The sequence below is a fragment of the Bowmanella denitrificans genome (genome assembly GCF_002887595.1).
GTDB classification, from domain to species: domain Bacteria; phylum Pseudomonadota; class Gammaproteobacteria; order Enterobacterales; family Alteromonadaceae; genus Bowmanella; species Bowmanella denitrificans.
Genome location: NZ_PEBU01000001.1, coordinates 502271 through 518988 on the forward strand (window position 1 = coordinate 502271; position 16718 = coordinate 518988).

Genomic DNA, 16718 nt, shown 5'->3' on the forward strand with positions numbered 1-16718 from the left:
ACATCACTGCACAGGCAAAACAAAAGGTAACGGGCTGTTCTGCCAGTTACCTTGAAACAGCGGATTATTCGACCGGGATATAGATTTCCGTCTTGAGATTTTGTGGCTTGGTTTTGCGTGGGTCGCGGTTCAGGTACAGCTCAAAGACCGGCACATCGCGCAACTTATAATTGCCCTCAGGCAACCATTGATGAAATATGCTGGTGTAGGTTTCACTGAGTTTTTCATGGGCGCCGCGATGCAGAAACTTCAGATATCGTCCGCCTTCAATCACATGCTGACTGACGTCAGTGGTGCCGCCCAGGTCGGCATTAATATCCAGGCAGGCGTCATAGCGAATCCGGTCTGGCTGGGTCAGATTCGGGTCATCTCTGGGAATGCCAAATAGCCTGACCTGGCTATTCATCAGGCGGTTTGAATACGCGAATTTCATTATCTTGGCCCAGGCTTGCGGTGCCGCTTGGGCATAAGTGCCAACTGCCCTGGCACAAATTACAGGCATGTCTGGCAGTTCAACAATATCAGGTTGCATATCAATACTCCTTGTGGGAATTGGTTGAATGGCATGGTTACCAATATGAACCACCAGCTTTCTGACCTGACTGGGCGTACAGCAAAACTGCTTTTTAAACGCCTTATGAAAAGACGCCTGATTGTCGTATCCACACTTAAAGGCAATCTCGGTCAGACTGTCACTGGAATGCAGCAGGTGCTTTACCGATCTTTCCAGTAACAGTCTTTTCTTAAAGGCATACACCCCCTCGCCGAAGGCCGCGCAGAACAGTCGATGAAAGTGAAACTTTGAATAACAGGCAATATCCGCCAACCTGCCCACATCCAGGTCCGCATCCAGGTTGTTTTCAATGTAGCGAATAACCCTGTTGATCCTGTCTGTATGAATGTCTCTGCTCACAACCCGTCCAAAGCTAATGGTTCATCGCCATGCTATGGCGGATGCCCCAAAGATTCTTTTCCATTGCTGCTATTTTGCTAGGCTAAACCGGCGTTATGGCAGACGACTGACAATCAGTGCGGCGTTGACCCCACCGAAGCCAAAGCCGTCGCACAATGCATGTTGAATATTGGCTTTACGCGCGGTGCGTGGCACAAAATCCAGGTCCTGCATTTCTTGGTCGGCGGCATGGAAATTCAGGGTTGGCGGCAACTCCCCATTTATGACGGCCAGAGCCGAGAAAATACTTTCCACACCACCGGCCGCACCGAGCAAATGGCCGGTGGCAGATTTAGTTGAGGAAATCGGCACGTTGGCCAGCGCCGCGCCAAATACATTGCGTAAGGCGGCAATTTCCGCCCGATCGCCAACCGGAGTAGAGGTGGCATGGGCATTAATATAGCCAATATCGCCGGTACTGAGATTCGCCATAGCCAAGGCCGTTTCGATAGCCATGGCAGCACCTGAGCCGTCGTCCGGCCCGGCGGTAATATGATGAGCATCGGCACTGGTGCCGTAACCACTGAGCACGGCCAGTGGCGTGGCACCGCGCTGCAGGGCATGTTCCAGGGTTTCAATAACCAACAAGCCCGCACCTTCTCCCATCACAAAACCGTTGCGGTCCTTATCAAAGGGCCTGGATGCCTGAGTCGGCTGGTCGGTTTGCAATGACAGTGCCTTAAGGGCGTTGAAACTGGCCAGGGATAATGGGTCGATACAAGCTTCCGCCCCGCCCACCAGCGCCACTTTGGCTTCACCCGTTCGAATCAGGCGCATACCATCGCCAATGGCTTGTACCCCGGCAGCGCAGGCGGTAACAGGGCAACCCAGCGGGCCCTTAAAGCCATAACGAATGGAGATATTGCCAGCCGCCAGGTTGGCCAGAAATGCCGGTACGGTAAACGGCGAAAGGCGCCTAAATCCCCTTTGCACCAGGGTGTTTTGCGCCTCGGTGATGGTGGTAAAACCGCCTATGCCCGAAGCCACTATGGTGGCAGTGGCTCTTTTGTCCTGCTCGGTTTGTGGCAACCAGGCTGCCTGTTGTAAAGCTTCCTGCGCCGCCGCCATGGCATACAGGGTAAAGCGATCGAGCTTCTTCAGATCTTTCTTATCCACCACACTAAGCGGATCAAAACCTGCTTCACTGTCTTCATCAATACCTGGCACCACGCCGCCGATACGCACGGGCACATCGCCCAGCTCAATATGCGATAGGGTTCTGATGCCGGATTGTCCGGCAGTCAGCCTTTGCCAGTTTACCTTGACCCCGTTAGCCAGAGGACTGATCATACCCATGCCGGTGATTACAATAGGTGAATGCATAAAAACTCCTGATAAGTTGCCAACGCAAGCACCCTAAACTCAGGCAATATATGATCAAGATAATAATCTGCCGTCGGCAGAGGAGATATCATGCCCTACAGCAAAGACCATAAGCATCAGTCACGTCGCAGCATTCTGCAGGCGGCCCGTGACTTGTTTTGCCTGCATGGTTTTGACCGGGTTTCGATTAATCAGATTATGCGCCGGGCGAAAATGACTCATGGTGCCTTTTATAATCACTTCAAATCCAAGGAAGAGCTGTATAGCGCGGCGTTTGTGGATAGCCTGAAGGCCAGCCGCACTGCCAGATTGGTCAAAGGGCCGCTGTCTATTCAAAATCTGGTGGCACTGGCCACCAGCTACTGGAATCTGCAGGAAACCAAATCCCTGGAATTGCCCGGCCCCGAAGCCATTTTGTTTAATGAAATAGGCAACAATAACAATGAGGTGCAGGCCTTATTCAGCCAGGCCTACAGCAGCCTGGTTAAAATGCTGGAAACCCGAATCAAGGCGCTAAGCAGACTGAATAAACAGCCGCAAACAAGTGATCAGGGCCTGATTGCCAACAGGGCCAGGGTAGTACTGGTCTCTCTGGTTGGCGCGGTAACCGTAGCGCGGGTGATTGCCGATGAGGATGAACGCCGACAGTTGTTACAGGCCGCGCAGGAACAAATTCTTGCCCTGCTGGGTGCCGATAAATTACCTGTGAGTTAAGCCCCAGTAACGCAATTCACCGACACAGAGCCAAGCATGCAGGTTTGCCGGTTCAGGTTAAGGAAAGTTGATACGCACAAATTCCCACCGAGCTGGCCAGATTCAGCGAATCAATACTACCGCATCCGGCAATAGTAAAAGCATCAGCGCTAAAGGCCTGCAGCGCTTCTGATGGCACGCCGCGGGCCTCATTACCGAACAAATAGCAGTGGTAATCAGCAAAGCCCGGCGCACTGATGTTCTGCCCTTGCAAATCCAGATAGGCAAAGCGGCTGAAGCGTTGCGGCAGCTCGTCCAGCAAAACATCCTGCTCAACAGGCAGATGGAATATCGCGCCCATACTGGCGCGCACCACTTTGGAATTAAACGGGTCGACACTGTTGGGGCTTAGCAGTAAACGAAACTGTCCAAACCAGGCCAGGGTACGAATAATAGTGCCCAGATTACCCGGGTCCTGCACCTCATGCAGATAAATACAACGTTCACCCTGTTGCGGCGCTGGCAGGCTGCGCTGTTCTGGCAATGGCACACAGGCAATCATGCCCTGTGGGGTTTTGGTATCACTGAGCTGGGCCATCTGTTTTTCATTTAGCACTACCAATTGAAAATCCGCTGGTAGCTGGCTGGCCCAATCCTGATGCGACTCGGTGATATACAGGGTCATCCGGCCTGCATCTGCACGAGTTTTGATGGCTTTTTGCAGCTCCAGAATCAAGTGCTCGCCTTCTACAAGATAATGGCCGAATTCGGTGCGATACTTTTTCTGATGCAGCTTTTTAACGTCGTCCAGTTTCATAAAGATACCCAATACAAAAAGATACTTACCACAGAGACACGAAGAACACAGAGAGTGCCAATATGAGGATGTGCTTGTGCCTTATTGTTCCCCTCGACGCTCGGGCACTGTGGGAATACTGGGATGGTAGCAGAGATATTCCCCTTTACCCCGCGTCAGTTAATTCTCCAGGCTTTCCACTCTCTGTGTACTCCGTGCCTCTGTGGTTTGGCTTTCTGTGGTTTTTCCTTCTGCCGGCAACCCAGCCTAAGGATTTTGCAATTCAGGGGCGCAAGCTTACAATATGCGCCGTTTCAGCGACAGCAGCAGACTTATCTTATGGCCAAATCAAAAACCAGTAAAAAGTGGATGGACGAACACGTAAACGATCCCTACGTGAAAAAGGCCCAGATTGACGGCTATCGTTCCCGCGCCAGTTATAAGCTGCTTGAAATCAATGAGAAAGATAAGTTGTTTCGCCCCGGCAGTGTGGTAATGGACCTGGGCTCAGCGCCTGGTGGCTGGTCACAAATTGTCGCGCCTATTGTCGGTGATAGCGGGCGGGTGATTGCCTCGGATATTCTGCCGATGGACGGCATTGTCGGTGTTACCTTTATCCAGGGCGATTTTACCGACGAAACCGTGTACGAGCAGATTCTGCAAGCCCTGGGCGACTGCCAGGTTGATGCGGTGATTTCCGATATGGCACCGAATATGAGCGGTGTGAATACTACCGACCAGTATGCCTCTATGTATCTGGTGGAACTGGCACTGGATATGGCCCGCAATGTTCTGAAGCCCGGCGGCAGCTTTTGTGCAAAGGTATTCCAGGGCGTGGGTTATGAGGAGTACGTTAAGGATGTACGCACTTCCTTTAATCAGGTGCTGGTGCGCAAACCGGCCGCGTCCCGCCCACGCTCCCGCGAAGTCTATCTGGTCGGCAAAGGCTTTAAGGGTTAGCGGCCTTTTCTGTAAGAGAAATAAGATTTCACCACAGAGACACAGAGGGCACGGAGAGATCAAGGCGATCTCTCGATTTATTTTATTGATAACTGGACGTTATACTTGTCTCTGCAGCAAATAATCGAAGGCTTCTCGCTGAGACGCTGAGGAACAATACCTTCAACCACTTCGTGTTCTCTGTGCCTCTGTGGTTAATTCTGAAATAATGATTAGCATTTTTTCATGCGGCGGCTTTGTTCCTGGCGTTTTTCGGTGCGCTTTTCCTTGCGGTCCTGTTTATCCGGCGTTAATGAGCCATCTTTAAAGCGCTGCTTGCGTTTGGCCTTATCCGCCACCTTCTTGGCCGCCGCCGCTTCCATCTCGACTTTTTCCTGCATCAGCATTTCCGGGGTTTCCAGGCTAATTCGGCCCAGCTTGCCGGATTGCAGTTCGTTCAGCAGCACTTCGCAGATTTTATGCAGATTAACCCGCCCACCGCTCATAATGGCGCCGCGCTTTCTAGCGGCCGCTTCGAGAAATTCCAGCTCAGTATCTGGCAATTCTTCCAGTTTAAAGCGCTCCTGCATTTGCGTCGGATAGGCTTTGATCAAATAGTCGGCGGCGTAAAAGCCGACATCGTCGTATTCCATGGCGGTATTCTTTACCGCCCCGGAGGCGGCCAGACGATAAATAGAATTGGGGTTTTCCAGCTTGGGCCAGAGCACGCCGGGGGTGTCATACAACACAATGCCGCTGCCCAGATTAATGCGCTGCTGGTTCTTGGTCACCGCCGGTTCATTACCGGTTTTAGCAATAACTCGTTCGGCCAGAATATTGATCAGGGTAGATTTGCCCACATTGGGAATACCGGTGATCATGGCATTAATGGCTTTTACCGAGGCATCTTTTTGCGCACAGATGCTGCGCACCAGTTGCATAATCTGTTTACTTTCTGCCGGTTTATCGCTGGAGGTGGTAATGGTTTTTACCCCGCGCTCACTTTCCAGATGGGCCTGCCAGCGGGCGGTAATATCCGGGTCGGCCAAATCGTATTTGTTCAGGATCTTAAGGCAAGGCTTGTCACCACGAATCTTGGCGATTTCAGGGTTCTCGCTGGAATAGGGGATACGTGCATCCAATACCTCGATCAGAATATCTACCTGATGCAAAGACTCTTTTATTTCTTTCAGGGCCTTATGCATATGCCCGGGAAACCACTGTAACGCCACGTCGACCACCTTCATCAAACCAATTGCCGGCATTCTACTTGATTTACCGACTTTATTTGGATTTCTGTTGTCAGTGCAGCTTAGTCCAATGCCGGTCTTCTGACGACCACCAACCAGTCCAGTAAAATAATGCCCAGCAAAGACAATGCAGAAAGTGGGAAGCACAGCGCTACCAGCAACATCAGAGCGGCAGCCGCGTTACTGTAAGAGGGCTCGGCCTGAGGGGGCGCAGCCAGTGCTCGGCGTTTGGGACGCCGCTTCCACCACAATATCAGGCCGCTGATGGTCAGCAGCAAAATCAGGCAAACCAGCAACACATTCAGCAGCCAGTTCGATACTCCCAAATCACCCTGGTGAAATGGAATGGAAGCGGCCATGGCCTGTCCCATCAAGGGGTAATCAGCAAAGCGGATATCCGCCAGTACCTCGGCATTGGATTTATCCAGATGTACAATGCGTTCTTGCAAGGGGTTGTTGATATCCCCGGCCATGGTGGTGGCGGAAATAGTCCACACGCCGCTGTCATCCAACGGGAAATGCACCCTATAGGTAGTCAAGCCCTGCTGAGCGGCAATAGCGACAACCTGATCAAGATCCAGCGCTTCAAGGCGGCCCGCCGATGCAGGCATAAGGGTTTGCTCCATGGCCCAGGGCACCTGATGCATGCCTGCATGATTCATGCTCTGATGCTGTTCCGCACTTTTTGCGCCCTTAAAACTGGTACCTGGCAATGAGCCCCAGGGTTGCACCAGCATACCGCCCCAGACATTGGTCCAGGCCAGCCCGGACAGCAGGAAAAACAGCAGCGGCAAGGTTACCGCCAACCCCACCACTTTGTGGATCTGCCGCCACTGGCTGCGACTGGCCGGGCACCAATGAATACTTAAAGATCGCCATCCGGTTCTGGGCCAGGCCAGATAAAGCCCGGACAGCACCATCAGAACACCCAGCCCTGCTGCGGTCTCAATCAATGCATCACCCAGTTTGCCCAAAAACAAACTGCCATGCAGATCTTTCAGCCAGTTATACAAGCTGTGAGCAGGCTGCTGGCTGGCCAGAATCTCGCCGTTGTAGGGATGAATAAACACCTGTTCACCACCTGCGCCATGGCCAGCATGGCCGCCCTGATGATGAGCTGCCGGTTGCAGATAAAACTGCGCGGCACTGCTGGCATTGTGCGGCGCAATATACAATTTAACGCTGGCATCAGGGTAATGCTGGCGGACCACTGCCAGCAACTGTGAGGCTGGCAGTGGTTTGGCGTTTTCCTCTACCTGTAAACTGGATTGGGCAAACAACGACTCGGGTGGTTTGCTCAGCAGCATTAGCAGTCCGCTTAACAGCAGTATCAGCATAAATGGCACCACCAGCAGCCCGGCATAATAGTGCCAGCGCCAGACCGCCTGATAAAACCGGCCATTTTGTTTGCCTGTCGGCAGGGGCTCCGACTTATCGATAGCAGTGCTTAACACTTAAAACCCCATCCTGAAACCGGCATAAAAAGAACGGGGTTCACCGGCCTGTAAAATCGCCGCATCAGCACTGGCCTGATTTCTGACACTGACCAGTGACACATAGGCGCGATCGGTCAGGTTGCGCAGCTCGGCAAAAATCTCCCAACTCTTGCCGCTGTAACCACCGCGCAATCCCAGCAGACTGTAGCCGTCAACCTCGTAGCTGTTGTTAAAATCGGCATAACGCGCATCCACTTTGTCAAAGGTGGGGCCAATAAACCAGCCATTGTCGTGCCGGTAAATCACCTCACCTCTGAGTACATACCCCGGTGCGGAGGGCAACGTATTGTTGCCATAGTGGCTATCCTTGTCGAAGGAGAATTCATTCAGGGTCAGACTGAGTTTAGGTTCGAGCCGATGCGCGCCTTTGCCAAGCGCCAGGCTGGCTGCCAACATCGCTTCCAGTCCGGCATGAATGGTGTTATCCACATTGGTGGCCAAGCTGGTTCCTGGTGCATCCGGATCGTCCACCGACAAAATCTCATCCTGCAATCTGGCGTAATACAGCGCCAACTCCCAATGCCATAGCCCACTTTGCCCCAGGTTATTACTGCCGCGGCTACCTATCTCAATCACTTCGCCCTGCATGGCCTTAAGAGCGCTGTCATCGGGGCTGGCATCGTCTTCCAGTTCGTAATTTGTCGGCGGCTCGTATAAACGACTGAGATTAGTAAAGACTTCGATATTGTCATGCCACTGATAAATCAGACCAAGCCTGGGATTAACACTTTGATAGTCAGCATCCGGGTGGTACAAAGCACCAGTGTCGACATTCAGGTTGCGCACCTCGCGGCTGGTCAGCACGCCCTGCACGCCGTAAATCAGCTTCCAGTTTGGCGCAAATTGCCAGCGATCCACTACAAAGGCTTCCAGACTGTCGGCATCATTGTCCACCCTGGTCATCAGCTCGGTTCTGCGCCCCTTGTCATGACGGTAATTTCCGCCTTTGACACTGGTCTGGCCGTAATTCAGCCCCATTAACACATCATGCGCATGCCATTGATGGTTGTAGCGCAGCGACAAGCCGCTATTGTGCTGGTCGGTGTCAATCAGCAGGCTGAAGAACGGGTTATACACTATGGGGTGATACAGGGCCTGCTGCTCGTGGGACAATCCCACCGACAAGCTGCTGACGGGACTGATATCCCACTGCGTTTTACTGGCTACGCGCCAGCTACGCACATTGTATTGATAATGCCCAAGCTCAGCACCGGCCTGGCCCTGATATGGGTCCTGATCAAACTCAGCACGGCTTAGTGCGCCAGGCAGTTCCTGATCGTTGTCGATATAGGTCAGATACAAGCGGGTGGCAAGATTATCACTGGCCTGCCAGCCGCCATTGGCATACAGGCTTTGCCTGTTTTGTTGCTGATGGCCGCGAAAACCATCCCACTTGCGACTTTCCAAAGTGACCACCCCATCCAGATTACCGCTCACCTTAGCCGCACTTAAGCGCCCTTGCCAAAGACCATGGCTGCCGCCGTTTATCACCAGTTGCAGTGGCTCTAAATCATGGGCCGTGGGGGAAATGAAATCAATCGCGCCGCCCAGTGTGCTGGCGCCATAAGTCAGTGCATTGGCACCGCGTGCTACCACCGCATAACGGGTACTTAGCGGGTCAACGCTGCGATTGTGATTATTGCCGTCGGCGGCGGTGATGGGCAGGCCGTCCTGCAACAATTTGATGCCGTTGCCGTCATAACTAGTGGCGTCCAGATTCGAGCCCCGGCTGGAAAAAAAACTGGAGTCGCCGGTGGAGCCGCTGGCCACCCAAAGGCCAGGTACAAAGCGCAGCATATCGGCCAGATTCGCCACATTGCGCTGATAAAAGTCTTCGCTGTCGACAATGCTGACGCCGCCTGGCGTTAAGGCTTGCTCCGACTCAATATCCAGCTTGCTCTGTGCGCCTTGTACCAATATGCGTTCGAGTGGCTGATTATGGTTATCAGGGTTGGCATCATCCGCATAGGCTTGTGGTATCAGGCATAGGGCAAGGCAACTTGCCAAAAGGGTGCGCCGGCTGGTGAGCATTGTGTTTCCCTTGCTTGTCAGTGAGTTAGAAAACCATACTGAAAAAAGCCATTGAGGGGGATGCGACAAAATGTCGCAGGTGGCCAATTTGGCTGGCTTTAAGGTGCGACAATATGCCGCATTGCCTGCGGCGCCGGAGTTTTTACAATAAGTCGTATCATCCTGTTGATAGAAAACGGATTTCCAGATGCGTCATGTATTGAGATTACTGCTGACCCTGCCTTTTGCACTGCTGTCTGTCAGCGCCTTTACCCACAGTTATGCCAACAGCAAACTCAGCATTGACCATCCCTGGGCACGGCCCACCCTGGCGGTCACCGGCACTGGTGCGGTATATCTGAATATCGACAATCCGCAAAGCCAGGACGAAAAGTTAATCGCTGCCACAGTCGCAGACACCCTGGCAACCAGTGTGCAAATTCACCAAACCCTGCACCAGGATGACATGACCATGATGCGGGAAGCCAAAGACGGCATTCTGATCGCGGCCAACAGTAATCTGCATTTAACGCCGGGCGGCACCCACATTATGCTGATTGGCCTGAAGACCCAGTTAAAAGAAGGGGATACCTTTCCCCTGACCTTGCACTTCGCCCGCAGCGGCCAACTGGAAGTTCAGGTGAAAGTGGAAGACAACCCCAACGCCTCCACCATGCAGCATCATCACCATCACTGACAGCCGTAAAAAAAGCGGTAAACTGGTGAATAATTTTTTGCCACCGGGGCGGTTTCTGCTCGGATCGCCCTGGTGGACTTCTTTTTGAATTGGATATCACCGGATGCTGACGCAGTATTTGCAGACCAACCGCCACCTGTTGCAACTGATTAAACTCAGATATGGCTTTATCCTGCTGCAATTGCTGGCCATTCTGCTGTCACAACACTGGTTCGACATTGAACTACCCTATCACAGCTTAAAGGCGGTAGTGGCCGTTGAGCTAACCGTGAATATGCTGCTGTATTTTTGCTACCGGGGTAACCGCAATGCGCATCCCGCCGAGTATTTATTACAGGTGCTGCTGGATATTCTGTTTTTGACCCTGCTGTTGTATTTTGCCGGCGGCGCCACCAACCCTTTTGTGTCCCTGTTACTTTTACCTGTGGCCATTGCTGCCGTCACCTTGTCTCGTCGCTTGCTATTACTGGTCAGTCTGGCGGCCTTAACGGCTTATACCGCGCTGCTGCTGAGCATTAATCCCCATCAGTTGCACAATATGGATATGCAGCAGCACTTTATCGGCATGTGGGTGAACTTTGTATTATCCGCACTGGTAGTGGTATTAGTGGTGGCGTCGCTAGCCAGAGCCATGCAACGTCAGGAGCGCTTTTTCAGCCAGCAGCGCGAGGAACAGTTGCGCCAGGAACAACTGGTGGCCCTGGGTACCACGGCGGCGCAGTTTGCCCATCATATGGCTACGCCATTGTCTACGGCTACGCTGCTGACCGAAGAGCTTCAGGAAGACCTGGCAGATCATCCCCCGGTGCTGCAGCAATTGCAGCAACAGTTGCAACACTGCAGCCGTCATCTGCAGGATTTTCGCGCCATTGCCGAAGAGGTGAAGCTCAATCGCAAACGCGATATCCCCGTTACCCTGCTGTTCAAACAATTACAGGACGAAGTGCAGCTGAATTTTGCCGATATTCAGCCCCAGTACCAATTGGCAGAACAAAACAATCTGGCAGTTCGCGCCGATACCACCTTACTGCCCGCCTTGTTGAATCTGATTCAAAACGCGGCGCAGGCCAGCCGAAGAAATCACCAGCAAAGCATTCAGTTGCGCAGCCAGGTAAACGGGCAGCAGTTGACGTTGCAAATCAGGGACTATGGTCGGGGCTTGCCGCCACAGAATCTACTGGCATTGGGAGCCAGCCTGGTGGAAAGTGAACAGGGCCTGGGCATGGGTGTATTGCTCAGCCACGCCACGCTGGAGCGCCTGGGCGCACAGTTGAAGCTTTACAATCATAAAGAGGGTGGTGCGGTGGCAGAGGTCAGTATTGGCCTGGTGGCAGTACAATGAATACCGTACTGCTGATTGAAGACGAACAAAGCTTTGCCGATGTGCTGCAGCGGCGTCTACACCGCCATGGCTATCAAAGCCTGCATGCTGCGACCCTGGCCCAGGGCCTGAGTCTGGCGCATGCTCACCTGCCCAGTCATGTGATCCTGGATATGAAGGTAGGTCAGGACAACAGTCTGAGTATTTTACCCAGCCTGCGAAACCTATTACCAGAAGCGCGGATTATTCTGCTGACCGGCTATGCCAGTATTGCCACGGCGGTAGAAGCGATAAAAATTGGCGCCGATGACTATCTTGCCAAGCCAGTGGATACACAGGCTTTGATACAGGCCCTGGCTGGCCAGTGCACAGAATCGCTAGCCTTGCCCACCATGTCTACGTCGCGCCTGGAATGGGAACATATTCAGCAGGTGTTGATGCAGAATCAGGGCAATATTTCTGCCACCGCCCGCCAGTTGGGTATGCATCGACGCACTCTGCAGCGCAAGTTGGCGAAAAAACCCAGAACAGAATAGGGGCCGATGATTCAGCCCCTGTGTATCAGCTTGATATGTCAAACACCACTCATAACGGTATGTTTATGATTGACGGTGTTTGTGTTTCTGGCGTTTTTCCATACGCTGTTGCAATGCACTGCGCTGATCTTCGCTCAGTAATTGATAAAAATCATGGCGCTGTGCCAGCTTTTGCAGTTCCAGATTCAGAAATTGTGGCTGGTACTGGTTGTACAGGGCCTGCCAATTCTGCTCATTGAGTTTACCTTGCTCAATCAGGTCCAGCTCGGCATCGGCAAAACCCTGACGCAAAGTCTGGCTTTGTTGTCTGGCCGCGCTGGCAGCCACTTGCAAGGTTTCCAGCTTTTGCTGTTGCTCGTCAGTCAGTTCCAGCTTTTTCAGCCAGCGGCCATTGAAGGGTTCCCCTCTGGGGCCGTCAAAGCGCTGTTCCTGGATGTCCTGCCATTGCTCACGCTGGTCGCTAGTTAACACCTGCCAGACTGCCTGGCGCATTTGTGCCTTGCCCCACATGGCCGCTTGGCGGTCTGCACTGCTTTGTTCCAGCAATGTCTGCGCTGCCTGAGCATCCCAGTTGTCGGCTTTTATCAGCACCTGCATCTGCTCATGTATCGCCCGCCGGTCTTCGCGAAACACGCCCATGTCCTCACGACCTTGTTTAAACAGGGTACGGATATCCTGACGTTGCTGCTCGCTAAGCTGTAACGCTTCAAACATCTTGAATAAATGGCCTCTGGGCGGTTCTTTTGCTTGCACGGCAGCGCCGAAGGTCAAGCCGACAACCAACGGCAGCAACAACTTGGTCAATGGTTTCATAACAATCTCCTTGGTTGATTCGCATATCGCGACGTTGAGATAAGTCTAACCAGTGCAATGCAAAGTAACGCAAAGCCAATGTAAAGCTTGTGTAAAGGTGTGGTAGGCTCAAACTGTGTTTCGGTGGTTATTGAATCAGCGCACCTTAGTTGATGCTAATGCTGAGACACATATTCCGCGAGGCTATCTTGAGTGTCTAACTCACGCACCAGGTCGTACATTCTGGCATTACTTGGCACACCAATATTCTTGCCGCGCAAGATAGCTGAGTCGGCGTTCACCTGAATCACCTCAAGAGCGCTGTTGACTTGCGGAATAACATAAGCAGGAGAGCGACTGTTAGTTAGTGGTTTGGCACTTGGCCTTTGCAGTGAGAACAATTCACCGGACCTGACTCCCTGACGAGCGCCAATGTTGATGATGACCTCCTCAGAAGTGACGGCGACAACTTGCGCCAATGTCTGGCGACAGTTCAAAGTAGCTTTGACATCTTGCACCACACTATTCAAGGTATTCAGAACTGAGCGGCCATAGGCTGATTGCCAAAAAAGACCGCTATTGAGGTCGACCGGGCTATACAAGTCAAATTCCCAGCTTGCCGAGGTATGATAGCTGTCATCCACCACAATACTCTGATTGAATACATCCAATACATAAACACGCAGGGTAAAATTACGTTGCGTTTGTACATCTTCAGATAGCCAGGTTTTACGCTTACGGCTAAACAGGCTGATATCCCGGATAGACCCAAAGATAAGGTACTGGTAGCCATAAGAACGGCTGAGTAAGGTGGCCTTTTCTATTTGTTCTTCGGTAAATGCCCAGGCCAGTTCCGAAGCATTAGCAAAACGTTGAGGAAGGATTTGTGTTCGGGTTTTGGGGTTCTCCCTTTGTAATTGCTGTTCTATACGTTTACTAACATGCGCCCCCAGCTCTTGAATACCACCGAACACTGCTTGTTTCATATCGTCAAGACCAAATTGGCTAACTAAAACAGATGGCCCGAGTCTTGGTACATCACAGCGGTCATGATTTTGCATATCTACCTTTACCCACACAGTCAGCAGACCATTGTCGAGTTCTTCGTCTATCACTTCCACACGATTGACTTCACCATTGGCTTTGATAGACACCGAACTACCAACCAAAACTCCGTTAAGCAGTACTTCCTCTGCCGAAATCATGGCGCCAGACTGGAAAGCCGCATCTGCGACTGCATTTTTAATCGCTTGCACTCTGACCTTGTCCAGTGGCGCATCTTTCACTGCTACTGCGGCCTCGCCATAAATCCAATGAACTTGTGCATTGACATAAACGGATAAGGGGTAAAGTAAAATGCTCAACAAAAAAGATAGTTTGCTCATATGCCGGCACTCAGTTGAATACCGAAAGAATTCGGCCAATCACCGACTCTTGCTGATTATCGGCCAGTGTTCCTTCTGTGCTGTATTCAATCTTGGCATTGCCGATTTTTTGAGAACTGACACGATTCGCTGCATCAATATCACTGCGCCTTATTTCCCCGGCGATACGGATGTATTCCTCCCCTTCATTTAGCTTTATCCATTTTTCACCAGACACCACCAAGTTGCCATTTTTCAGAATTTCTCTGACAAAAACATTCACTATGCCGTCCAGTGAGTTAGATTGCCTGGCCCTGGATCCGCTGGAAAAAGCGCTGGATTGGTTATGATCTACACTTAACTTGCCTTTTTCTATACGAATGGGTCCGGCATTAACTTCTAGCGGCGAAAGCCTGAATTCACTGCTTTTGTCTTTATCCATCTCAAGCGACTTAGAGGCTTTGGTTTCTTCCTCCAGAAACACCTGGATCATATCCCCTACAGCATAATGACGCTTCTGTGCAAAGAGTCCGATGTAGCGATCTTCACGAAACAATGAACCTGTTGGGAGCACCAATGTCTCAATAGCTGCCTCACGGACCGGCGTGTATCTTGGGTCCCCAGGTATTGTGTCTCTCAGTTTGGTCGCCATTTTTAACTCTTCCACCTCTACCTGCGGATTGGTCGGTAATTGTTCGACGAGCTTTTCCTCAGGAGATGGTGCACTTTGGCATCCACATAGAAGCACAGCAAAGCAGCTCAGACAGCACAAGTACCATTTAATACCACTATTCCAATCAGACATGTCGGTATAACCTTCTTATTACTACTAGCGGCTTGATAATTTTGGATTTGAGTTTGGCGACATGGTAACTGGTTTACTCTCTACAGTAGTGCTCACCTCCGGGTTTTGCTGGCCGCTACCTGTGACTGCTGACAGAGCATCCTGCGACAGCTTGACGGCATTGCTCAGCATCGAATCCCCCGTCATTTTTTCAACTAATATATCGGCAGCAGAATAGGCAGCTCCTATCGGTCCGGCAAACAGGAAGCCCCCCACCAAAGAAGACGCAGAACTGACATTGTCAGATGTCACGTGGTGATAAATATCAGACACTACCGGAATGTGGTGCAGCATGTTTACGGCATCAAACAGATCTTCAGCCTGTAATCCGTCCTCACCAAAACTGTATTTTTCCGCACGGTCAATAAAGTCCAGCAGACCCTCTGTAGCAGTACTTTGCTTAACGTCTTTCTTCTGTTGGGGCTCTTTGGCTGCTGAGGCGTCTGCTGCCGATTCTGACGAAACCGTTTCATTACTAGAGAACAATGACTGTTGCAGGGCATTTAAGAGTGAATTCTGTATAACAGATATATCCTCTGAACCTGTGGCAGTGCCTGCAGACGTGATTTGCTGTGACGCATCCGACACTATTTTCGACTCAGGTGTATTACTTGACGCAGACAAATCAGACTGAGTCACACCGTTGAGAAGCTGTATAAGCTGAGAAAACCTTTCTTCATTTATGCCTTCAGCCTGACTAAAGGCTTGTGAGTTAACAAGCTGAGTCACTGCTGCCTGTGCATCAGAAATGGATACCATTGCATATCTCCTATGATTTTATCGAACGATATGAAATAAGCATGCCAACCAAAAAGAAATTAAAACAGACATACAGAAAATAAATTATCAGTCGATATTAAATAAATTTGCGGCAGGTGGAAACTGACAGACTATGACAATTGCTGCCTCGACATGGCAGTTTTTGCCCGCTGGAAGGCATAGTCTTGCCATCCTTAGAAGCTGAATAAGCCGATCTTGAATACAGTAATCAATGGCGGCCGTCTGGGTTAACTTCGCTAAGTTAGAGAATATGAGATTACCAATAAAGAGCTAGTCTCTTGCCCGCTGAGGGGATTTCGGCATGTAATTTGGAAAGGCTATTTTTCGCTGAGTAAGCTAACCGCCAGTTTTGCTGAAAAATCAATATGTCGTTGAATCAACGCTCTGTCACTCTGTGCCCTGAGAAGCATTGAAAGGCCGTAAACCTGTGTACATAAAAACTCAGCACAATTTATCAAGCGTTCGGGCTTTATCAGTTCTTCCTTCTCAAGCACTTTAACCAGCATGCTTCGCCAATAGGCTTCAACTTGCTCTCTGTGCGTCTGCATCTTCAATGCGGTTTCATTATCTGACGGGGCAACTTCAATCGCGGCGTTGCATACCATACAACCTATGTGGCCATTGCTATCGAGAAACCCCAGAAGGGTATGAAAAACCTCGGCGACAGCAGTGCTAACCTCTTGAGAGTCAACTTTATGAGCGTTCAGTGCTGATATGTACATCTTGATATACTCATCCAAACTCTTAAGGAAAATCTCCTTTTTGTCCCCTAAAGAGCTGTATAGTCCGTAAAAGTTGACCCCAGTGATTGAGATCAAGTCTCTTATCGACGTATTTTCATAACCGTTCTGCCAAAAAAAATGCATGGCTTTTGTCAGCGCGACATCCGGATCGAACTCTTTTTTTCTTGGCATACCTTTCAGCT

The 16718-nt window shown here is 51.1% G+C and carries 16 protein-coding genes; 5 read left to right on the top strand and 11 right to left on the bottom strand.

The features are described 5' to 3' along the window. Positions 1-64 precede the first annotated feature (64 nt). Positions 65-913 (bottom strand): AraC family transcriptional regulator, encoded by an 849-nt coding sequence (locus CSR04_RS02320; protein WP_102794610.1) that lies wholly within the window; start codon positions 911-913, stop codon positions 65-67. 93 nt (positions 914-1006) lie between these two features. Beyond that, positions 1007-2275, bottom strand: a complete 1269-nt coding sequence (gene fabF / locus CSR04_RS02325) for a beta-ketoacyl-ACP synthase II (RefSeq protein WP_102794611.1) — start codon at positions 2273-2275, stop codon at positions 1007-1009. A gap of 90 nt (positions 2276-2365) precedes the next feature. Here fabF and CSR04_RS02330 point away from each other — a divergent pair, with 90 nt between their 5' ends. Beyond that, positions 2366-2989 carry a TetR/AcrR family transcriptional regulator gene (locus tag CSR04_RS02330; RefSeq protein WP_102794612.1) on the top strand — a complete coding sequence of 208 codons (624 nt, stop codon included), beginning with the start codon at positions 2366-2368 and terminating at the stop codon, positions 2987-2989. Positions 2990-3041: 52 nt separating this feature from the next. Here the strand turns inward: CSR04_RS02330 and CSR04_RS02335 are convergent, their stop codons facing one another. Further along, positions 3042-3785: a TrmH family RNA methyltransferase gene (locus CSR04_RS02335; protein WP_102794613.1), complete on the bottom strand. Its 744-nt coding sequence runs from the start codon at positions 3783-3785 to the stop codon at positions 3042-3044. A gap of 318 nt (positions 3786-4103) precedes the next feature. Here CSR04_RS02335 and rlmE point away from each other — a divergent pair, with 318 nt between their 5' ends. Next, the gene (gene rlmE, locus CSR04_RS02340) at positions 4104-4724 is read left to right on the top strand and encodes a 23S rRNA (uridine(2552)-2'-O)-methyltransferase RlmE (protein ID WP_102794614.1); all 621 of its coding nucleotides are present in this window, start codon (positions 4104-4106) and stop codon (positions 4722-4724) included. Positions 4725-4936: 212 nt separating this feature from the next. Here the strand turns inward: rlmE and ylqF are convergent, their stop codons facing one another. From ylqF to CSR04_RS02355, 3 genes are all read right to left on the bottom strand, one after another. Further along, entirely contained in the window at positions 4937-5935 is a 999-nt protein-coding gene (ylqF, locus tag CSR04_RS02345; RefSeq protein ID WP_102794859.1) for a ribosome biogenesis GTPase YlqF, read from the bottom strand. Positions 5936-6015: 80 nt separating this feature from the next. Continuing rightward, positions 6016-7407 carry a PepSY-associated TM helix domain-containing protein gene (locus tag CSR04_RS02350; RefSeq protein ID WP_216362493.1) on the bottom strand — a complete coding sequence of 464 codons (1392 nt, stop codon included), beginning with the start codon at positions 7405-7407 and terminating at the stop codon, positions 6016-6018. Next, positions 7408-9480 (bottom strand): TonB-dependent receptor family protein, encoded by a 2073-nt coding sequence (locus CSR04_RS02355; RefSeq protein ID WP_102794615.1) that lies wholly within the window; start codon positions 9478-9480, stop codon positions 7408-7410. A gap of 187 nt (positions 9481-9667) precedes the next feature. Between CSR04_RS02355 and CSR04_RS02360 the strand changes: the two genes are divergently transcribed. The 3 genes from CSR04_RS02360 (at position 9668) to CSR04_RS02370 (ending at position 12013) form a co-directional block, all read left to right on the top strand. Further along, positions 9668-10156, top strand: coding sequence for a copper chaperone PCu(A)C (locus CSR04_RS02360; protein ID WP_102794616.1), 489 nt, complete (start codon positions 9668-9670; stop codon positions 10154-10156). 103 nt (positions 10157-10259) lie between these two features. Beyond that, complete coding sequence (locus tag CSR04_RS02365; protein ID WP_102794617.1) at positions 10260-11498, top strand: sensor histidine kinase; 1239 nt, start codon at positions 10260-10262, stop codon at positions 11496-11498. Next, positions 11495-12013, top strand: a complete 519-nt coding sequence (locus tag CSR04_RS02370; protein WP_102794618.1) for a response regulator transcription factor — start codon at positions 11495-11497, stop codon at positions 12011-12013. The genes CSR04_RS02365 and CSR04_RS02370 overlap by 4 nt, the downstream gene beginning before the upstream one ends. A 63-nt stretch (positions 12014-12076) precedes the next feature. On the opposite strand, the gene CSR04_RS02375 is transcribed toward CSR04_RS02370, so the two are convergent. The 5 genes from CSR04_RS02375 to CSR04_RS02395 all read right to left on the bottom strand — a co-directional run bounded on the left by CSR04_RS02375 (position 12077) and on the right by CSR04_RS02395 (position 16707). Beyond that, positions 12077-12826: a Spy/CpxP family protein refolding chaperone gene (locus tag CSR04_RS02375; RefSeq protein WP_102794619.1), complete on the bottom strand. Its 750-nt coding sequence runs from the start codon at positions 12824-12826 to the stop codon at positions 12077-12079. A 155-nt stretch (positions 12827-12981) separates the two neighbouring features. After that, a complete protein-coding gene (locus CSR04_RS02380; protein WP_102794620.1) occupies positions 12982-14190 on the bottom strand; it encodes a flagellar assembly protein T N-terminal domain-containing protein in 1209 nt (402 codons plus the stop codon). Positions 14191-14200: 10 nt separating this feature from the next. After that, the gene (locus CSR04_RS02385; protein ID WP_102794621.1) at positions 14201-14974 is read right to left on the bottom strand and encodes a flagellar basal body L-ring protein FlgH; all 774 of its coding nucleotides are present in this window, start codon (positions 14972-14974) and stop codon (positions 14201-14203) included. A 24-nt stretch (positions 14975-14998) separates the two neighbouring features. Then, positions 14999-15772 (bottom strand): hypothetical protein, encoded by a 774-nt coding sequence (locus CSR04_RS02390; RefSeq protein WP_102794622.1) that lies wholly within the window; start codon positions 15770-15772, stop codon positions 14999-15001. 338 nt (positions 15773-16110) lie between these two features. Further along, complete coding sequence (locus CSR04_RS02395; protein ID WP_102794623.1) at positions 16111-16707, bottom strand: TetR/AcrR family transcriptional regulator; 597 nt, start codon at positions 16705-16707, stop codon at positions 16111-16113. Between the last annotated feature and the right edge of the window lie 11 nt (positions 16708-16718).